Consider the following 16,760-nt stretch of genomic DNA (forward strand, 5'->3'; position numbering starts at 1 on the left):
ATTAATCATCAAAATTTAAAGGATACTCAATTATGGCAGCTAAAGAAGTTGTATTTGGTAATGACGCACGCGTAAAAATGCTGGCTGGTGTAAACATTCTGGCTAACGCAGTAAAAGTGACCCTAGGCCCTAAAGGCCGTAACGTGGTATTAGACAAGAGCTTTGGCTCGCCACTGATCACTAAAGACGGTGTGTCTGTTGCAAAAGAAATCGAATTAGAAGACAAGTTCGAAAACATGGGCGCGCAAATGGTGAAAGAAGTTGCTTCTAAAGCCAACGACGCCGCAGGTGACGGTACCACAACTGCAACCGTTCTAGCACAAGCCATTGTGACTGAAGGCTTAAAAGCCGTTGCGGCGGGTATGAACCCAATGGACTTAAAGCGCGGTATCGATAAAGCCGTTGCTGCAGCCGTTATCGAGTTGAAAAACCTTTCTCAAGATTGCGCCGACTCAAAAGCTATCGCTCAAGTAGGTACTATCTCTGCAAACTCTGATGAGTCAATCGGCCAAATCATTGCTACTGCAATGGAAAAAGTCGGTAAAGAAGGCGTGATCACCGTTGAAGAAGGTCAAGCACTGGAAAACGAACTGGACGTAGTAGAAGGTATGCAGTTCGACCGTGGCTACCTGTCTCCATACTTCATCAACAAGCCAGAAACTGGCAGCGTTGAATTAGATCACCCGTTCGTACTGTTAGTCGACAAGAAAATCTCTAACATTCGCGAACTGTTACCAATCCTTGAAGGTCTGGCAAAAACCGGTAAGCCATTACTGATCGTTGCCGAAGACGTTGAAGGCGAAGCCTTAGCAACCTTAGTTGTGAACAACATGCGCGGTATCGTGAAAGTGGCTGCGGTTAAAGCACCAGGCTTTGGTGACCGCCGCAAGGCAATGCTGCAAGACGTGGCGATTTTAACTGGCGGTACTGTAATCGCTGAAGAAATCGGTTTAGAGCTTGAAAAAGCAACCTTAGAAGACTTAGGTACTGCTAAGCGTGTTGTGATCACTAAAGACAACACCACCATCATCGATGGTAACGGTGAACAAGCGCAAATCGAAGCGCGCGTAAGCCAAATCAAGCAACAAATCGAAGAATCAACTTCAGACTACGACAAAGAAAAACTGCAAGAGCGTATGGCTAAACTCGCTGGCGGTGTTGCGGTAATCAAAGTCGGTGCTGCGACCGAAGTTGAAATGAAAGAGAAAAAGGCACGCGTAGAAGACGCGCTGCACGCAACTCGTGCTGCGGTTGAAGAAGGCGTGGTACCTGGCGGTGGTGTTGCTCTGGTACGTGTTGCTTCTAAGATTGCTGACGTTGAAGTGGCTAACGAAGACCAAAAACACGGTGTGGTTATCGCGCTACGCGCAATGGAAGCACCACTGCGTCAAATCGCGACCAACGCAGGCGAAGAAGCCTCTGTTGTAGCGAATAACGTTAAAAACGGCAGCGGTAACTACGGTTACAACGCGGGCAACGACACCTACGGTGACATGTTAGAAATGGGTATCCTTGACCCAACTAAAGTGACCCGTAGCGCACTGCAATTCGCAGCGTCTATCGCAGGTCTGATGATCACCACCGAAGCAATGGTAGCTGAGCTGCCAAAGGCTGATGCGCCAGATATGGGCGGAATGGGTGGTATGGGTGGAATGGGCGGCATGATGTAATTTTTGCTGGTTTAAATCGGTGATTACGGCGTTGCTGCTCGCTCACATACAAACAACGTATGCTACGCTCACAGCGCCTTGTACTAACACGATTTATCCTGCGCAAAAAGCATCTGTGGTCTTTAGCTTAATCGCTTAAACCCAAATTCTTGTAAGAGAAAAATGAAAACCCCGATACTGGTAACAGTATCGGGGTTTTGTTTTTGGACTGGCGGCAAAGCTTTAGTCTGCCCATTTGCTTTAATTTGGCTGTCTTAAAAACATAAGTTGTTCACTACCTTTGTATATTGGGTTCCATTCAATGTCATCCATATCACCAATATAGCGATACTCAGTAGTTGAGAAAACAACTTGAATACCATATTTTTGGCAAAGTAATTTCAATTGAAGTATATATTTATTAAGGTCATCATTGTGTATTTCATGTTGCTTAGGCGTATCAAGTATTAGTACTTTAAAGCTAAGTAATGAATTTATCGCCATTAACTCAATGAGCGCAGCATGGTATGCAAGAACTGCACGAATTTTAGTGCTACCTTTCAACTGGGATACTTGTTCAGTACCTAGTACAGGAATAAAATCGTCTTTGAATGTGATATCAAAGCTAATATTTGTAGTGTGAATTACATTAAGCCATTTTATGAATAGTTCTCTTAGTTGAGATTTTATTTTCAATATAGATGGGATGGATTCTCTATTGGGGGTATAAGACTGATATTTTTCTAGAGCTATATCTCTTTGTTTTAGAATGTCTATGTGAGTATTTTCTATTTTTATAAGTGAGTCAAGTTCATCTTTTTGGCTCTGCAGTGAAAAAATTTTATTTTTAATTTCTGAAATAGAATCAACTAACGCAGAAATTTCTGATTTTATAGTGTATTTATTTCTTTCTTCAATAATACCTTGTACAACAGTCTCTAGTTGAGTTTTTTGTAATTTAAGGTTATCTATTTTTTCTTTATCTGCATCAGCATTTCGTTGTAGATCTTTAATTTGATCTTTTAGGTAAAGTAAGTTCTTACTATAAGAATCAGAGCTGGATGAAAATAAGCTGCATGAACTGGATCCACAAATTTCATTAAATGACAAGAACACTCTTCTAGCTTCTTCATTTAAGTTTAATGTTTCAATTTCTACATTTATTTCATGAACGATATTATTAATTCCTAGAGTTCTACTTTCAACTTCATAAATTTCATCTACCAGTCTACGAATCTCTTTTCTATTACTATTTACTAGTCTATCAAGAGCTAGTAAAGAATCATCATGTGTTGCTCCTGAAGATTTTAAAGCTTCTAGTTCTTGTTCAAGACTAGATATCTCGTGCAATATCTCATTATAGTTTCTAGATATTGAGTTGGCAGATTGTGTAGCAAATTTGAGCTTCAAAGCCGATGTGTTGACTCGCTTGTCTAACAATTCAAGCTGCTGCTTGGCTGAAAGCTGCGATTTCTTAATGTCAAACGAGTTTTTAACTGGGAGCCTCAAGATCATTCTCATTATTTCAGAGAACTGATCTCTTATAAAATTATTTGGAGCATGATAAAGCTTAGAATAACCGTCATCTTGATCAAGGTAATAAATAGGCAAAAAAGAAGCTATATATGCGTAAGTAGCTGAATTATTGTTTGATACTAAAGTTGTTGTTTTTATTCCTAGTTTTTCAAATATAAATGAAGAGTAATCTTTTTCATTGTAAAAATTTGATCTTCGACCTTTGCTATCAATCACTTCAATATCAACATCTCTACTATAGACTCGCTTTATATTGATTTTTTCATCATGGCATTCAACATTAAGTTCAACATGACTACAGTGATTGTAGATATCATTTCTGAAAACGGACGGAAAACCAAGGCAGTATGCAATTGACTGTACTAACGGTGTCTTGCCACATCCGTTAGGACCGTAAAGTTGAGTGAAATGATCGCCGAAAACAAGCTTGTCAGATTCCCATCCATTTTTATTTATTGGGAAAATTTTAATGTCTAGTAGTTTCATTCCAGTTCCAAGTCTAGCTGTTTTGATACACAAATATTTCTATATGAATTAGCAATTCTAGATAAGTTATATGATAGATCACTATCATTGCTCATTGCTTTTGAGATAACTTTTTTACCTAGTTCAGTTACAAAAACTCTATTGGATGACTTTTCTACTCCAATTAAATTTGTCAATTCTAAATAGCTTAAAGCTTTTACTGTACGTATTCTTAAGTTTGCAGACCAACCGATATGCTGAGCGGAACCTTTAAAGCCGGGGAGGCTCAACTCAATACTTTCACCGACTAATTGCCCTATTTCTGAAACAAGAGGCTTGCGTCTGTCCTTTGCTAATAATAAAATTATTATACTTATTAGTGGAAGTTGAAAAAGAGCTTCATTACTTAGAAATTGAGAGTGATAGTTATTTTTTCTCTTTGTATTAAAATATATGGTTTCATTAGAGACACTATCAAAAAAATCATCAAAATTCATGACTTCATCCTAACAATTTCTGATAGTAGTGCCCCGAATAATAGTTCCTTATTCAAGTCAAATAATAAATCGGACTGATTGAGTTCGTCGTATAATTTAGTTACCAATTTCTTTAAGTCCTTAAGATTAATAGATGTTCCATTTTCATATAAATGATGTAGTGCAGATTGAACTTCAATGAAGATTGATTGAAGGTCAAACTCTGGAATTGTATGTCTATTGTTTCTAACCCAAAGATCCCAACTTGTTTTAGATCTACTGCAGTATTCAATCTGTAATTCACTTGCACCGCTAGACTCTAAAAGTCTTTGAATAATTGATGCATTTTTTATTGCTTTATCATCACCGCCTTCAACTAAAATATCATACGCACTCTTAGAAATACTCATGATTGATAACAAGTCATCAATTGATACTGCAGCTTTATTTTCAATTGATTCCGCTGTAAGCTCTTGGATGGTACCAGATGATTTTCGCTCTATTAGTTCCAAAAGCTTCATGATGATCATTTTTGATTCAGTGTATTTTAATTCTATTTCACTGAACCTGTATATTTTGTCTCTAGTAAGGCTTTCGAATGTATCATCATTTAATTTTAAATGTTGAACATCAGTTTCAAATTTTATCTTTGAAAGCTTCTTTTTTATATCCTCTTCAGATATGTCAGAACTGCATTTTTCTTTGTATATCTCTTTGAATTGTTGTAGTAATATCTGTGTGAATTTATTTTCAAACTTACCTTCATTAATGTCCTTATATAAATTTTCTACATCATCATGAGTATTGATGTTTGTCTGAAAAACAATTGAGTTACAGTAAATGTCAAAAACTATCGTGTGGAGCAACATTTTTCCTATGAAGCTTTCTCTTATTTTTTTTGGTTCCTGATTCTTTATTCTATTTTTTTGTGTTAACAGGCCAAATAGTTCATTGATAGTCCAGTTATGGTTCTGTTTTGAATTAGTCTTTACTTGATAAAAAATGTAACCAACTCCATTTTCCCCTATTTTTCTAACGACAAAGTCATCATGAAGATCGCAGTACACTCTATCAACTCCATCTTTGTCTAAAATTGATAATGATGCTATTGCGGCGGCTTTCGCTTGGGCTTTAAACCTACTAAATGAATCTCTACCATTTTGTTCTCTAGGACTAACTTTATGAAGCATTGAATCACCATATTATCTTTAATAATATATCGATATAAATTTAATTTTTTGTTATGCAGATTAGCAATTGTAAATTTATGATTGTGTCTTTGTAATCTATAACTTAGCCTGTCTTATTTTCCATTCTTCTTTGCTCGTTTGATATCTCTTACCCATAGCACTGAGCCGTGGGTTTTACGCATTTCGAAGAGATCGATTGCGGCAAAGAGATCGCTGAGTTTTTTAAATCCGTAGTTTCGCTGATCGAATGAGCTGTGATTTGATATATGCGAGCCAATGTGACCAAGTTGTGCCCAGCCTTCTTCCTCTTCGGTTGCTTCTATGGCCTGTCGCAACATATTGAGCAGTTTGGTGTCACTTTTTAAATTACATTTTTGTGGTGTGGCGATTTTGGGCTGAACTTGCTCGGTTTTACTGACTGAGTCAGGTGTCGTTGGTGGAGGCTGAGTGGCTTCTGATATCACCTCAATTTCTTCTGCGACGACTACAGGTTCAGCATCGAGGTAGAGGAAGCGAGAGCAGCTATTCACGAAAGCGGCTGGTGCTTTACGTTCACCGAAACCAAAAACGGTTTTACCGTCGGCTAAGGCTCTGGTCACAAGGGGAGTAAAGTCGCAATCCGACGAGATTAAGCAAATAATGTCTATATCCTTTGTGTAAAGAATATCCATAACATCAATCACTAAAGCGATATCGCTGGCATTTTTACCTTTGGTTAAATCGAATTGTTGAATAGGCTGAATGGCATATTCATGGAGAATTTCTTCCCATGGCTTTAGGTTCGGGCTTTTCCAATTCCCATAGGCCTTTCGAATACTGATTAATCCGTGTTTTGCAAGCTCAGCGAGTACCACATCGAACTTTCTGGCTGGCGCATTATCGGCATCAATAAACACCGCTATTTTTTCTTTATTCTGCATGTGGGTTCCAACGAATGTAGTTGTTTTACTCGTTCATAAGCACGCTACCGCCCATGGCACTTGCTACCAGACAGCACATAGATGATAAATTTTTAATAAAAACAATCATAAAGCTATCAGCTTGTGGTTGGTGAAACCTTAAACTGAATCACAATTGGTACTGAGGGGGAGCATCTTTAAGGAGAGGTGTAGAATGCTTGTCCTTGCCTTGTTCGCTTTGTCGAGCGGATCTTCCCTGACTCATTTTATCGCCATTTTAATTAACTAATTTATCGTTAACACTAAATAGGCATTGATTAAGTAACAGCTTAAGCATTGTTTATTAATCAAAATTTAACTTAGCGTACAGCATATGATGAACAGCAGCAATAGTGCTGCGTTGCCAAGTAAAAGTTATCTCTTGGATTTTAAACGAGCCCCCATTGTTAATTTTCTAAAGAAATAGAAGGAATTACTCTGCTAGTTTGCATTAGCCCAAAATGGAACATTCATTTGTTTTTCAGTAAATCGCAGACAACACCAAAGTGACAGAAGTTCACGAGTGTCTGACGCGATAGCATAAGAATGCTTACTCCGTTGGGGCGTCTTGGAGCATCCAAGGGCGAAGGCCAACGGCCGTTTTGAGTGCGAGATAGGGATATCGAGCTGGTAGTTTAATATGGACGTTTTTGATACGACGAGCAGCCCTCCTTAGTCGACTCTTGATTAAAAAATCAGGGGTTGAAGCCCCACGATGTTAACTCCCTTTGGCCATAAGGCCAAAAACATCTCCCATTTCTAATCAATGGCTTGCCATTTTACTACTTGCTAATACAAGTCACTTCTTTTGAGCTTTTGACTCAATTGTATTGAATGTAAACCTCGATAAGCGTTGATGTAACTTAATGTTATCTGAATGGCTACGTTCAATGACAGTCGTCGTGATGAACACTAACTGAAGAGAATAACGGATGTTGCTGCGAGTGATTTATTCGGCGGGTGTGCTGATGCTTATGTTACCGGCGGTAACCCACGCCGATGAGAGCAATAAATTATTGAATATGTGCAAGGCCTGCCATGGCAAGTCTGGCATGAGTCGTTTTGAACATATTCCGAATATTGGATGGCAAAACTCGGATTATCTGTTGAAGCAGCTTCGAGCCTTTAAGGCTGGCACGCGCCAAGACCCCACTATGACTAAAGTCGCTCAGTTGTTGAGTGAGGCGGATATGCAGCAGATGGCGGAATACTTTTACCTCGGAAAGGATAAATAACATGGATCTTAATCGTCGAGTTTTTATAAAAGGTGCGGTAGCGACGTCGGTGTTATCCGCGCTGCCGGTTAAGTGGGTATTTGCCGATAAGCTTCCTGCTGGGGTTAGTGCTTTGGATATTTCGGCATTAACCTGGACTAAGGCTGAGGACTTACCGAGCTATTTCAAAGTATTAAACACTAACCCGCTGAATGCCTATCCGCCAGAGCATATGCTCGCGCCTTCGGTGACGCCTGCCGATGTTTCATTTATCCGCTGGAATGGCATAGTGCCTGATTTTAAGACGCTGGATGCTAAAACCTGGACTTTTAAAGTGGATGGCGAGTCGGTTATCACCCCTAAAACCTACACCATTGATGAGTTAAAGCGCCGCTTTAAACATTACACCTTACAGTTATTGATTGAATGTGGCGGCAATAGTCGCGCTGGCTTTTTCCCGAGCACTAAGGGCAATCAGTGGAATAACTCGGCGGTATTTTGTTCAGAGTGGACAGGGGTGTTGGTGAGCGATGTGCTTAAGGATTGTGGTGTTAAAGCCGATGCGGTTTACACCGGCCACCACGGGGCTGATTTGCATTTGAGCGGAAAAGGTGAGGCTATTTCCCGCGGTGTTCCTATCAAGGCGGCGCTCGAAGAGCTTGGGCTAATCGCATGGTCGATGAATGGTGAGGATATTCCTTACCTGCATGGTTATCCCCTACGTATCGTATTTGGTGGCCGGCCGGGCTCGGTTTCGCAAAAAGCGGCAACGGGGATCAGTGTGCGTAATAAAGTCCACGACGGGCATAAAATGGAAGCGCCAGCGTATCAAGTGCCAAAATATCCCATTGCACCCGGCGAGACGGTTGCTGAAAAAGACTATCGAATTATTGAAGAAATGATCGTGAAGTCTTTGATCACTCAACCGCAATCCGGCACTGAACTCGCTCAAGGACAAAAACTGACGGTTGCGGGCCATGCGTGGGCGGGCGTGCGCGAAGTGGTGAAGGTGGAAGTGAGTTACGATTATGGCACCCGTTGGTTTGTCGCTGAGCTGCAAAAACCGAAAAATGCCACCGCATGGCAGCAATGGAACATCGAATTACAACTACCAACACAGGGCTATTACGAAATCTGGGCAAAAGCGACTGATAGTCAAGGTGATAGCCAACCCGTTGTACAGCCACAATGGAACCCTAAGGGATATATGTTTAATGGTTGCCACCGTATTGCCGTTAGGGTGGTGTGATGAGAGCGCATGTCAATAAGCTGATAATGTGTGGGCTGCTATTCACTGGGGCGTCGTTTGCCGCCGAGTATCCCGTGGACCCTCAGTCGGGCCTTATTATGGCACCCGGTTGGGAATTGGTGAATTATCAATGCAATGCCTGCCACACCAGTATGATTGTTACTCAGAATCGCGGTGATAAAGCCTTTTGGAAAGAAACCTTGCAGTGGATGGTGGATACCCAAGGCTTATGGGATTTGTCGGATACATGGGAGCCGACGTTGAGCTACCTCAGTACCTATTATGGTCAAGCTGAAATGGATATGACCCTCTTTAGGCGTTTGCCCCTTGACGCAAGCCAGTTACCACCGCCAGCTAAACCTGCCGCTAAGGGATCTCAATGAAAACGTTTATTGTCAGTTTGCTTGTCCTGTGCTGCTTATCCACAGCGGTTTATGCCGAAGGTTATCAAGCCGATATCGAGCGGGGTAAAGCACTGGCCACGGCTCAATGTGAGTCATGCCATGGGCTGGCGATGATCGCCATGGCTAAGCAATTCCCCAATTTAAGGGGGCAAAAACCGGCTTACCTTAATAAGCAGTTAGTCGATTTCAAAGCGGGCTTACGCCTCGAACCGTTAATGCAATCACAGGTCAGTGCATTAACGGCTGAGCAATTACAGGATGTGGCGCTGTTTTATAGTCAGCAAGATATCCCCAACCTCAGTGCAACCTCAGTGCAAATTAGTGCGGCTAGCCGTTTGCTTGCTGACAAGAGTAAGTGAAGTGGTTAGCATCATGGTCATCGGCTTATAGCGACTACATTGCTGGGAATAGCGTTGATAGTAATGGCTTTGATTGGAGTGGCGTTGATGGTAATGGCATTGATAAATCGCAGAAAAATAGCATCTCTTATTGGCGTTCTGGTGTTACTGCCAGCATGGGGATATGCCCAGCAAGCGCCAGAGGTGAGCGAAGCTAATCACTGTCAGCCTGTCAGCGGCTCTGAACAACACTCTGTTCAGTGCGAGCATAACGCGGATAATACCGCCTACGATAAATTTGATGGTGTTGTATACCGTGGCGTCATCGATACTAAGCCAGTTACGCTGGAAATTATTGGTCAAGGCAACCAATATCGAATGACCGTTGATGGCTTGGCAACATTTGGGGAGTTGAATACCGAGCGCGGCTTTGAGCAGGATGAAAACGCTTCGCTCTTTATCCTTAACTGGCAACAGCCTGAAGCAGAACAGATAAAGTTTGTGAAATTATCCAAAGACCATTCAGTACTGGTGCGGGTTGATGCCAATGGCCAGCTCGATAACACCGCAATCCTTCATACGCGATAAAATGAGTCATTGTTGTTGGCGAGCGCTTGATTACAAATCAGGGGATGAAGCCGCGATTTTGATGGAGTGTATGGCTCAGAGAGATTGCTAAACATTCCCCGGTAAACACCGGGGAATTGCTTAGCAAGTACAACAGCTTGAATTAAAAATGATAATTCACACTCAGGTTGAAATAACGCCCAGGTTGGGTGAAATCATCCTTTTGTAAGTTCATGGTGCTATTGAGTAAGAACACGGATTGGCCAGCTACATCGGCGTAGTCAACATATTCCTTATCAAGCAGGTTATACACCCCAGCACGCAGATGCAGATTGTCGGTAACGTGCAGGCCCATGGTTAAGTCAAACACGGCGTAACCGGCGGTGTTATAGACTTCATTAAAGCTTTCTTTAGGAATACATTGGCCCATTACGCAAATATCATCAATGGTCAGGTTGATATCGTGGGTGCGATCCATCTTATCGGCCCAGCGGACCACTGCGCCAATGTCGGTTTCCATTCCTCCAATATCGCTATACCAATTCACCCCTAGGTTGCCTTTTAGCGGGCTAACGCTGTTAAGGTATTGACCGTTTTCATCGGTTCCATGGGTATAGGAGATATTGCCCCATAGCTCGATAGAATCTGTCAGCCAATGGTTGGCTTGGGCTTCAGCGCCGTAGAGTGTCACTTGATCGCGGTTGAAGTACTGGTATTTGAACTCCATGGGCTGCATCACCGGACCAAACACTGGCGGTTTAAAGCTGACATATTGCCAGTCAATAAAGTCGACCGCTTGGGTGTAGAAGGTGGTGAGTTCATATTGAGTATCTGCATGATTGCCACGGATACCCAGTTCCCAGGTGTGGGATTGCTCAGACTTTAAGTCATAGTTGGCTTGAATGATCACATCGGTCATCGAGCCACCATCGACTTCTAACTCACCCCATTTTTGATCGGGCGTAGGCATTTTATAGCCATAGGCATATTGGGCGTAGGCACTCACTTTGTCGGTAAGTTTATAAACGAGGCCTAGTTTAGGCGACCAAAAGGTGTCGCTCATTACCGCAAAGTCGGCGGGATCTTTACCTGCTTCCATCGCTTGTTGTTGGTCGGGGCTGTTACGGAAATAGTCATAACGTAGGCCGCCAATCAGGTTTAAATCACCATTTAACAGGGTGATATCGTCCTGCAAAAATAGCCCTAAACGGTTGCTATCGGTATCGGCAAAGGTAAAGGGAGTTTCGGTTTGCCAATCACCGCCGCTGCTGGCGATATTGTTGTTGCGATGACGCATCATTTGGGACCATTCATAGTCCATACCGTAGGTGATCTGATGGCCGTATCCCTCTGCGCCTAGGTATTTGCTGAAGGTGCTGGTTAGGCCCAGTCGCTGATCTTTAAATTCATAGTCGCGATATTCGGTAAGTGGGCGCGCTGTGGTACGCAAATCAAAATAATCGCGGTGTTCGAGTTGCTCCGTTTGGCCAAAATAGGCGGTAACGGTCAAATCATCGTGTAAGTAAGTGGCTTTATCGGAGCGCAGTTGCAGGGCGCCGTTGATCACTTGGGTATCGCGATCGGTATCAATCCGCTCCTGCGGTACTTGGGCACGATTGAGCTTATCTTCCCAGCGTTCTAGCGTTTGCTCTAGATAGTCGAGGGTGAGCTGCACTGTGGTGTGCTCATTAAAGCGGTATTTGCTCTTGAATAGCAGGCTGTCTTGCACGAGATCGCTTTCAGGCTGAGTATCAAAGTAGTTAGGTAACTCTTCGCCTTTGCGGTGCTGGTAGGTGAGCAAATTCTCAAAATCGCTATAGGCCGCGGCGCTGGTAAAACCGCCGGAGTACTCGTTATTGATGCCTGAATAGCCCGCATTGAGCGACACATAATAATCTTCGCCCCGCAGGTAGTCGCTGGCATCTTTTGTGCGCATCACTACTACGCCACCAAGGGCATCGGAGCCGTACATAGTGGATGCTGCGGCTTTAACTACTTCAATTTGCTTAAGACTTTGTACTTCGGTTAAACCACGGCCAGTGCCTTCAGCACCTGGGCCTAATGGCGAAGCATACTGGTTATTTACCCGCACGCCGTCTTTTACCATCATGACTCGGTTGCCGCCGATGCCGCGAATGGTCACTGAGGTCGGTTTGCCCGCGCCGCCCTTGATATCGACAGCCGATTCGTTACGGAACAGGCTACCAAAATCATTGCTCATATTGCGCTCAATGGCTTGTTCATCTATCACCAAAATAGATCCAGCCACCTGCTCAATGTTTTGTTCCATACGGGAGCCTGATACCACAATCACTTCTTGAATAAGTGGTTTAGCTTGTTCTTCTGCCCAAACGGGCAATGCACTTGCGACGGCAAGGGCGCACAGACTGAGCGGCAACGGTTTCATCAATCACCTTTATGCTTTGAAATGAGAATTGTTCTTACCTTGAATATGCGCGATAGCTTATATGGAATTTACCTTGAGATCAGGTTTTAATTGCCATAATGTGATCGATGCAAAGCCTGCGAATGATGTTTTTAAAGGGAATTATCTATTGAGCCAGTTAACCTTGTCAGAGTGTAGAGTAAAAGGATTGTCAGATGAACGAAGAGCAATATGAAAAAGGGCTTAAGGTGCGACGCGCTGTGATGGGGGACAGTTTTGTCGATAAGGCCCTTAGCAGCGCAACGGATTTTACCCAGCCATTACAGGCGTTAGTGACTGCCAATTGTTGGGGTGAAGTGTGGTCCCGTGAAGGATTACCGCTGCAAACCCGCAGTTTAATCACAATCGCAACTTTAGCGGCACTAAAAGCACCTACTGAGTTAAAAGGCCATGTTCGGGGAGCTTTGCGTAATGGTTGCACAGTTGCAGAAATACAAGAAGTACTCTTACATTCAACCGTTTATTGCGGTATGCCATCGGGCATTGAAGCCTTTAGAGCGGCAAAGGAAGTGATTGAAGAATGGCAAGCTGAGCAGGCTTAAGTTGCTGACAAACTTGGATATCACGCCCTAGTGATCTGAGTCTGATCCTAAGACCTTGATGCCGCGGTTATAGCCGCGGATCGGCCGATTGGCTTTCAACTTGGCCGATGACAGTTATATCACTCAAGTTTGATAGTTTGCCCCACTGCTGAATAGTCATCATGCCGGTGATTTCCTGGGCGCTGAAAGTTAAGCGAATACCATCTTTGCGGTATTCCTGCGGTAGATTTTTAGGCAATATTTTTTGGCCGTTATCGGCAATAATTCCCCAAAAACCCCCTTCTAAATTGAGATATCTTACAGTGCCTTGCAGCATCATACCTTCTCCTTTAGGTGAAATACTTAGCTTGTTAACAACTTTGTCGTCAGTCGCCTGAAGTCGCTTATCCTCGCGCTTATCTATATCGACCGGATTAACCTCTGCTGTACTTGCTTGAGCCGTGCTTGTTTGTGAGGGGCTTTGCGTGGCGGGTTTGTCCATACCCTGCGCATGTTGCGCTTGAGTTTGCTTTTGACAACCCAACAACAGTACGGGCAACAGTAGTACAAATAGACGAATAGATTGGCGCATCTTGATTCCTTTCAATCACTTTGAGCTATTGATGGTGTGTTACCACACTCTAGCAAATATTGTCCGCGAGGGGCGATAAGGTTTTTATATCTTTGTGTAGCAGTGTCAAAGGGGAGAGATAACAATTTGAATAAAAAGGCAAAGCCAACGCTACTTTGCCTTTATAAACCGATTGGCTGGGATAAATTACTTTTGTAGCTGCGCTTTAGCGGCTTCAACCTTAGCAAAATCTAAGCCCAGCTCGAGTACCGCTTCTTTAATCAGGGCGGGATTTTGCATTACCAGTGCCATCAGTTGTTGCAGTTTTTCTGGTGGAATGCCGAGCTGACCAATAATGCCCATCGCCATCAGGGGATTATCGGTTAGTGCTTGAAAAAGCTCGTTAATTTTTGCATCTGTGACATTGTGTTCTTTTAAGATGGCAATAATCGGATTCATTGCAATACCTTATCAAGGTTAACGGAAAACGGCTGCTATGCTAGCACAGATAGCTAAACCTGTTGGATGAACAATTTTATACCATAGTCATTACCTATAAGTTTAGTACTAGGGGTAATACAGTATGAATTTCGGTAAGCGGCAACTTTCTTAATGCTTTCATAAATTAACCATCGTTAATCTATTTTCGCGATTCCAATCATCGATATTAATCGTTTCAAATAGTTAGAAGCCTGTTATTAGACTGCAATCTCGGTTGTGTTAATGGCATATGACAATTTTGCCTTGGAGTAACACAACGATAAGGATTGCTGTATGCCGTTAAACAGCAAGCGGATGGCCCATTGTTAATACAAATCAATGGGCCGAACAGGACGAAACTAGGTAACTATCATGAAAATAAACACCCTTCCTACGCTATCGGCGTTAACTTTGGCTATGTCTCTCGCATTGGGGGCGGGAACGGCCACTGCGCAAGAGCAAGTCACAGGTAATCAATTTTGGTGGCCTGAAAAATTAAATCTCAGTCCATTACGTCAAAATGCGATAGAATCCAATCCCTACGGCAGTGATTATCACTATGCCGAAGCCTTTAAAACCTTAGATCTCGATGCGGTAAAAAAAGATATCAAAGCCTTGATGACCGAGTCTCAAGACTGGTGGCCCGCTGATTATGGTCACTATGGACCTTTCTTTATTCGTATGGCGTGGCATAGCGCGGGCGTATACCGGATTTTTGATGGCCGCGGTGGTGCTGCGGGGGGCCAACAACGCTTTGAACCCTTAAATAGCTGGCCAGATAACGTGAGTTTAGATAAGGCGCGCCGCCTGTTATGGCCTATCAAGCAAAAATACGGCAGCAAGCTGTCTTGGGGCGACTTGATGGTGCTAACGGGTAACGTGGCATTAGAGTCGATGGGCTTTAAAACCTTTGGTTTTGCGGGTGGTCGTGAAGACGACTGGGAAGCCGAAATGGTCAATTGGGGCTCAGAAAAAGCGTGGCTCGATAGTAAAAGACGCAACGAAAAGGGCGAATTGGCTAAACCTATGGGCGCGACCCAAATGGGCTTAATTTACGTTAACCCAGAAGGCCCGAACGGAGTGCCCGATCCCTTAGCCTCGGCAAAAGAAATCCGCGATACCTTTGGCCGTATGGCGATGAATGACGAAGAAACCGTTGCATTAATCGCCGGCGGTCACACCTTTGGTAAGGCGCATGGCGCGCACGATCCCGCAAAATGCGTGGGGGCCGATCCGGCCGCAGCAGGGATTGAAGAGCAAGGTCTCGGTTGGAAAAACAAATGTGGTAAAGGGCACTCTGAAGACACTGTTACCAGTGGTCTGGAAGGGGCTTGGTCATCTAACCCAACCAAATGGACCATGGAATATTTAACTTGGCTGTATACCTTTGACTGGGTACAAACTAAGAGTCCAGCGGGCCATATCCAATGGACGCCAGCCGATGATAAGGCGGCAAATCTGGTACCTGATGCTCACTTACCGGATAAGCGCCATGCGCCGATTATGTTCACCAGCGATATCGCGTTGAAGGAAGATCCTATTTATCGCGAGATCACCACGCGTTTCCTGAAAAATCCCAAGGAGTTTGAACTAGCGTTCGCTAAGGCGTGGTTTAAGTTAACTCACCGCGATATGGGACCAAAAGCGAGATATTTAGGCGCCGATGTGCCAGCAGAAACGCTGATTTGGCAAGATCCTATTCCTGCGCTTGATCATCCGCTTATCGATAACGCCGATATTAAAGCCTTAGGCAATAAGATATTAGCTTCAGGGTTAACGGTGCCAGAATTGGTGAGAACCGCATGGGCATCTGCCAGTAGCTTCCGTGGCACCGATATGCGTGGCGGGGCAAATGGCGCGCGCATTCGTTTAGAGCCTATGATGAACTGGCAGGCCAACAATCCAAAAGAATTAGCTAAGGTGTTGGCTAAGCTTGAGAAAGTCCAAAAAGACTTTAACGGTTCGCTCAAGGGTGGCAAAAAAGTCTCCTTAGCGGATGTGATTGTGCTTGGTGGTAGCGTCGCGGTTGAGAAAGCCGCGAAAGAGGCGGGAGTGAAGATTTCGGTGCCATTTACCCCAGGTCGTATGGACGCCACACAGGCGCAAACCGATGTGAACTCTTTTGCGGTGCTTGAACCTACGGCCGATGGTTTCCGTAACTATTACTCAAAAGACAACAGTCTTTCTCCTGCTGAGATGCTGATTGAGCGCGCCAATATGCTTAATCTGACCGTGCCCGAAATGACGGTGCTGGTGGGTGGTTTGCGTGCGCTGGATGCCAATAGTGCTGGCGTTAAACACGGTGTATTTACCGATAAGCCAGGTGTGCTGAGCAATGACTTCTTCGTTAACTTACTCGATATGTCAACTAAGTGGAGCAAGTCAGCCAAACAAGAGGGCATTTACGAGGGGCAAGACCGTAAGAGCGGTAAGCTTAAGTGGACAGCAACCCCTGTAGATTTGATCTTCGGCTCTCACTCTGAACTGCGCGCCGTGTCAGAAGTCTATGGTGCACAGGATGGCCAAGACAGATTCGTGCAAGACTTTGTGAAAGCATGGAATAAAGTCATGAACGCCGATCGCTTCGATATCTAAAGTGAGCAGTTAACCTCAAGCCCATCCGCGCGTTTTCGTCGGGTGGGCTTGTTATTTTTGTGGGTAATCAGTGTTTGAGCGATTGCTGGCTGGCATTCCATTCTGCTTATTTACTCAGTAG

Annotated in this window: 15 protein-coding genes; 8 read left to right on the forward strand and 7 right to left on the reverse strand. The window is 43.7% G+C overall.

Going from position 1 to position 16,760, the window contains the following annotated elements; genetic code table 11:
* Positions 1–32 precede the first annotated feature (32 nt).
* The gene (groL, locus tag EYR25_RS09540; protein WP_023268749.1) at positions 33–1,670 is read left to right on the forward strand and encodes a chaperonin GroEL; all 1,638 of its coding nucleotides are present in this window, start codon (positions 33–35) and stop codon (positions 1,668–1,670) included.
* A 240-nt stretch (positions 1,671–1,910) separates the two neighbouring features.
* Here the strand turns inward: groL and EYR25_RS09545 are convergent, their stop codons facing one another.
* The 4 genes from EYR25_RS09545 to EYR25_RS09560 all read right to left on the reverse strand — a co-directional run bounded on the left by EYR25_RS09545 (position 1,911) and on the right by EYR25_RS09560 (position 6,236).
* Positions 1,911–3,671: an ATP-binding protein gene (locus tag EYR25_RS09545; RefSeq protein ID WP_133179620.1), complete on the reverse strand. Its 1,761-nt coding sequence runs from the start codon at positions 3,669–3,671 to the stop codon at positions 1,911–1,913.
* The gene (locus EYR25_RS09550; protein WP_133179622.1) at positions 3,668–4,147 is read right to left on the reverse strand and encodes a hypothetical protein; all 480 of its coding nucleotides are present in this window, start codon (positions 4,145–4,147) and stop codon (positions 3,668–3,670) included. The genes EYR25_RS09545 and EYR25_RS09550 overlap by 4 nt, the downstream gene beginning before the upstream one ends.
* Positions 4,144–5,316 carry a dsDNA nuclease domain-containing protein gene (locus tag EYR25_RS09555; RefSeq protein WP_133179624.1) on the reverse strand — a complete coding sequence of 391 codons (1,173 nt, stop codon included), beginning with the start codon at positions 5,314–5,316 and terminating at the stop codon, positions 4,144–4,146. Before EYR25_RS09555 ends, EYR25_RS09550 begins: the two co-directional genes overlap by 4 nt.
* A 113-nt stretch (positions 5,317–5,429) precedes the next feature.
* Entirely contained in the window at positions 5,430–6,236 is an 807-nt protein-coding gene (locus EYR25_RS09560; protein WP_133179626.1) for an NYN domain-containing protein, read from the reverse strand.
* A gap of 950 nt (positions 6,237–7,186) precedes the next feature.
* Here EYR25_RS09560 and EYR25_RS09565 point away from each other — a divergent pair.
* From EYR25_RS09565 to EYR25_RS09585, 5 genes are all read left to right on the forward strand, one after another.
* Positions 7,187–7,489, forward strand: a complete 303-nt coding sequence (locus tag EYR25_RS09565; RefSeq protein ID WP_133179628.1) for a c-type cytochrome — start codon at positions 7,187–7,189, stop codon at positions 7,487–7,489.
* A 1-nt stretch (position 7,490) separates the two neighbouring features.
* Positions 7,491–8,717 carry a sulfite oxidase gene (locus EYR25_RS09570; RefSeq protein WP_133179631.1) on the forward strand — a complete coding sequence of 409 codons (1,227 nt, stop codon included), beginning with the start codon at positions 7,491–7,493 and terminating at the stop codon, positions 8,715–8,717.
* On the forward strand, positions 8,717–9,100 hold the full coding sequence (locus tag EYR25_RS09575) for a cytochrome C (RefSeq protein WP_133179633.1): 384 nt from the start codon (positions 8,717–8,719) through the stop codon (positions 9,098–9,100). Before EYR25_RS09570 ends, EYR25_RS09575 begins: the two co-directional genes overlap by 1 nt.
* Positions 9,097–9,480, forward strand: a complete 384-nt coding sequence (locus EYR25_RS09580) for a c-type cytochrome (protein ID WP_133179635.1) — start codon at positions 9,097–9,099, stop codon at positions 9,478–9,480. Before EYR25_RS09575 ends, EYR25_RS09580 begins: the two co-directional genes overlap by 4 nt.
* Positions 9,481–9,543: 63 nt before the next feature.
* On the forward strand, positions 9,544–10,047 hold the full coding sequence (locus EYR25_RS09585) for a hypothetical protein (RefSeq protein ID WP_243729950.1): 504 nt from the start codon (positions 9,544–9,546) through the stop codon (positions 10,045–10,047).
* A gap of 142 nt (positions 10,048–10,189) precedes the next feature.
* Here EYR25_RS09585 and EYR25_RS09590 read toward each other — a convergent pair whose 3' ends face one another.
* On the reverse strand, positions 10,190–12,433 hold the full coding sequence (locus tag EYR25_RS09590) for a TonB-dependent hemoglobin/transferrin/lactoferrin family receptor (RefSeq protein WP_133179637.1): 2,244 nt from the start codon (positions 12,431–12,433) through the stop codon (positions 10,190–10,192).
* A 194-nt stretch (positions 12,434–12,627) separates the two neighbouring features.
* Here EYR25_RS09590 and EYR25_RS09595 point away from each other — a divergent pair, with 194 nt between their 5' ends.
* Entirely contained in the window at positions 12,628–13,014 is a 387-nt protein-coding gene (locus tag EYR25_RS09595; RefSeq protein ID WP_023267738.1) for a carboxymuconolactone decarboxylase family protein, read from the forward strand.
* A 67-nt stretch (positions 13,015–13,081) separates the two neighbouring features.
* On the opposite strand, the gene EYR25_RS09600 is transcribed toward EYR25_RS09595, so the two are convergent.
* Both EYR25_RS09600 and EYR25_RS09605 read right to left on the reverse strand, forming a co-directional pair.
* A complete protein-coding gene (locus EYR25_RS09600) occupies positions 13,082–13,585 on the reverse strand; it encodes a hypothetical protein (RefSeq protein ID WP_133179640.1) in 504 nt (167 codons plus the stop codon).
* A gap of 186 nt (positions 13,586–13,771) precedes the next feature.
* Positions 13,772–14,023, reverse strand: a complete 252-nt coding sequence (locus tag EYR25_RS09605) for a DUF2999 family protein (protein WP_007650566.1) — start codon at positions 14,021–14,023, stop codon at positions 13,772–13,774.
* Positions 14,024–14,416: 393 nt separating this feature from the next.
* Between EYR25_RS09605 and katG the strand changes: the two genes are divergently transcribed.
* Positions 14,417–16,639, forward strand: a complete 2,223-nt coding sequence (gene katG, locus EYR25_RS09610) for a catalase/peroxidase HPI (protein WP_133179642.1) — start codon at positions 14,417–14,419, stop codon at positions 16,637–16,639.
* Positions 16,640–16,760 lie beyond the last annotated feature (121 nt).

This window comes from Shewanella decolorationis (assembly GCF_004354305.1).
GTDB lineage: Bacteria > Pseudomonadota > Gammaproteobacteria > Enterobacterales > Shewanellaceae > Shewanella > Shewanella decolorationis.

What these genes read in the sequence shown, in the direction of transcription:
- EYR25_RS09605 (WP_007650566.1), bottom strand. Translation starts at nt 14,023, where the DNA reads ATGAATCCGATTATTGCCATCTTAAAAGAACACAATGTCACAGATGCA.
- EYR25_RS09575 (WP_133179633.1), top strand. Translation starts at nt 8,717, where the DNA reads ATGAGAGCGCATGTCAATAAGCTGATAATGTGTGGGCTGCTATTCACT.
- katG (WP_133179642.1), top strand. Translation starts at nt 14,417, where the DNA reads ATGAAAATAAACACCCTTCCTACGCTATCGGCGTTAACTTTGGCTATG.
- EYR25_RS09545 (WP_133179620.1), bottom strand. Translation starts at nt 3,671, where the DNA reads ATGAAACTACTAGACATTAAAATTTTCCCAATAAATAAAAATGGATGG.
- EYR25_RS09550 (WP_133179622.1), bottom strand. Translation starts at nt 4,147, where the DNA reads ATGAATTTTGATGATTTTTTTGATAGTGTCTCTAATGAAACCATATAT.
- EYR25_RS09580 (WP_133179635.1), top strand. Translation starts at nt 9,097, where the DNA reads ATGAAAACGTTTATTGTCAGTTTGCTTGTCCTGTGCTGCTTATCCACA.
- EYR25_RS09590 (WP_133179637.1), bottom strand. Translation starts at nt 12,433, where the DNA reads ATGAAACCGTTGCCGCTCAGTCTGTGCGCCCTTGCCGTCGCAAGTGCA.
- EYR25_RS09595 (WP_023267738.1), top strand. Translation starts at nt 12,628, where the DNA reads ATGAACGAAGAGCAATATGAAAAAGGGCTTAAGGTGCGACGCGCTGTG.
- groL (WP_023268749.1), top strand. Translation starts at nt 33, where the DNA reads ATGGCAGCTAAAGAAGTTGTATTTGGTAATGACGCACGCGTAAAAATG.
- EYR25_RS09555 (WP_133179624.1), bottom strand. Translation starts at nt 5,316, where the DNA reads ATGCTTCATAAAGTTAGTCCTAGAGAACAAAATGGTAGAGATTCATTT.
- EYR25_RS09560 (WP_133179626.1), bottom strand. Translation starts at nt 6,236, where the DNA reads ATGCAGAATAAAGAAAAAATAGCGGTGTTTATTGATGCCGATAATGCG.
- EYR25_RS09570 (WP_133179631.1), top strand. Translation starts at nt 7,491, where the DNA reads ATGGATCTTAATCGTCGAGTTTTTATAAAAGGTGCGGTAGCGACGTCG.
- EYR25_RS09585 (WP_243729950.1), top strand. Translation starts at nt 9,544, where the DNA reads ATGGCTTTGATTGGAGTGGCGTTGATGGTAATGGCATTGATAAATCGC.
- EYR25_RS09600 (WP_133179640.1), bottom strand. Translation starts at nt 13,585, where the DNA reads ATGCGCCAATCTATTCGTCTATTTGTACTACTGTTGCCCGTACTGTTG.
- EYR25_RS09565 (WP_133179628.1), top strand. Translation starts at nt 7,187, where the DNA reads ATGTTGCTGCGAGTGATTTATTCGGCGGGTGTGCTGATGCTTATGTTA.